This is a genomic window from Streptomyces sp. NPDC006997 (genome assembly GCF_040635175.1).
Classification (GTDB): Bacteria; Actinomycetota; Actinomycetes; order Streptomycetales; family Streptomycetaceae; genus Streptomyces.
In genome coordinates this window covers 1-1,862 of record NZ_JBEYHH010000094.1, presented here as the reverse complement: position 1 = coordinate 1,862, position 1,862 = coordinate 1, and the positions used below count along the sequence as shown (strand labels likewise).

Annotated in this window: 1 protein-coding gene; it reads left to right on the top strand. The window is 61.7% G+C overall.

Features of this window, described 5'->3' with window-relative positions:
* Nucleotides 1-173 precede the first annotated feature (173 nt).
* Nucleotides 174-1,664 (top strand): pyridoxamine 5'-phosphate oxidase family protein, encoded by a 1,491-nt coding sequence (locus ABZ659_RS35780; protein WP_360229174.1) that lies wholly within the window; start codon nt 174-176, stop codon nt 1,662-1,664.
* The last annotated feature ends 198 nt before the right edge of the window (nt 1,665-1,862 follow it).

Genomic DNA, 1,862 nt, shown 5'->3' with positions numbered 1-1,862 from the left:
ACTGCGGTGCTCGACCACCCGGATCACCAGCCTCATCCAAGCCGTCCTCACCCTTCATCTGACCAGCTCAGAGTGAGGTTGGAAAAGGCTCACTGACTCGGTTCTTCGAATTCCTCCAGGTCGGCGGATACCGAGCCCACTTGTTTACGCTCTGTCCGTTCCACGACGCACCGATGTACGCGGAGGGCTACAAGATCAACCGAAGAGCAGCGTACTTCGAGTTGCCACTTAACCCACCCGTCGTCGCCCTCGCGGAGGAACTGCGCAGCGCTCACCCAGACGTCTTCACGAGCCTCTACCGCTTCGACACAGCGCAGATCCCGGGCAGCTTGGTGGACGGCAGTGAGGAGATCGCGTCAAAGCTCGTGGTATTGAAGGCGTTGTGGCCGTGGCTGCTTGAGTACTACAGCACGCCACTCGAGTGGTATGAGCGGTGGATCTCCTGGATCGAGAAATTCAACACCGAGCACCGGCCCTCGACAGCGCTGCCCTTGCACGGCGAGATCGACGACATGATGGATTTCATTGAGGCAGAGCTGGCGCGGCTTGGCCTGCTCGACTCGCCGCTCTCCTCCTTGCTGCGTTACGAACGGGACAAGCTATATGCCAGCCGTGAACTGACCAATTTCCCTGGTCGGGAGCCGCAGGCCAAGCTCACTGGAGACTTGACGCCGAACAGCGTGGTGACCCGGGGCTGCGACTACACGCTCAGCCCTCTCGACCACGACCTTGCGGGACTGCTCTCCACTGGTGAGATCCGGCCAGCCGTCGGCCAGGTAGCAGTCTTCGCCAAGGTCGAGGGCGACGAACTCACCACGCTGCAGGTGGGCGAGCGGACCGCACGGATCCTCAGGCGCGCGCAGCGCCCGCGCCGCATCATCGACCTGCTGAAAAGCCCCGGGGACGCCACGGCACCAGATCTCCTCATGCCCATCGTGCGCACGCTAGTTCAGCGCGGCCTCTTGGTACGAGTCGAACACCGCGCCTTCGACGAGGGCGGCTCGATGCCAGGCTCGCGTGGCGAGCACGAATTGCAAGAGAAATTCAACAACGTAGCAAGGGCATACGCGTTTTACAACAACCAAATGCTTGACCATCTCAACCCGTTGATGCGGGAGTACATCGCGCGGCAGCCCCTGTTCTTCCTGGGCACGTCGGACGGTCGGGGAAACTGCGACTGCACGCTGCGCGCTGGTGAGCCGGGCGTGATGCGTGTGCTCGATGAGCACACGATGATCTACCCCGAATACCGCGGAAATGGAGTCATGGCAAGCCTCGGCAACATCTCTGAGAACCCGCATGTCGGCCTGTTCTTCGGTGATTTCTTCCACTCGACCGTCGGTTTGCATGTCAATGGTAGGGCGCACCTCGTAACGCACGAGGAAATCATCGCCGAGCTCTCTGGCCGGGATGACCTCCTGGCTGCTGCGGCCCGGGAGGTGTCCCGCCGATTGGAGGCGTGGGTGCGGATCGAGGTCGAGGAAGCGTACATCCACTGCTCGAAGCACATCCCCCTGCTTAAGCAGCTCAACAAGTCGTTGCACTGGGGCACGGATGACCGTGAACGCAAGGGCGGCGACTACTTCCACGTGCGTTTCCGGAAAACATCGAATCGACCTCCGGTGCCCACGCCCACACGCACCCAGGGTGGATCGACCTGCTGACATCGCGGAGGCCGGAAGAGTGACAGCCAGGTGCCTCTTCTTCGCACGCCCCGGCAGTCCCTGGCAGCGAGGCACGAATGAGAACACCAACGGCTTGCTCCGGCAGTGAGCCTTTTCCAACCTGGTTCAGGAGTGCGGCTGTTGGGCTGACAACGTGGTGAAGCCCCTGGTAGATGGGTTTTCGACCAAGAGAACCCG

Bases quoted from the DNA above. Each gene is read 5' to 3' on its own strand.
- ABZ659_RS35780 (WP_360229174.1), top strand. From the start codon at position 174: ATGTACGCGGAGGGCTACAAGATCAACCGAAGAGCAGCGTACTTCGAG.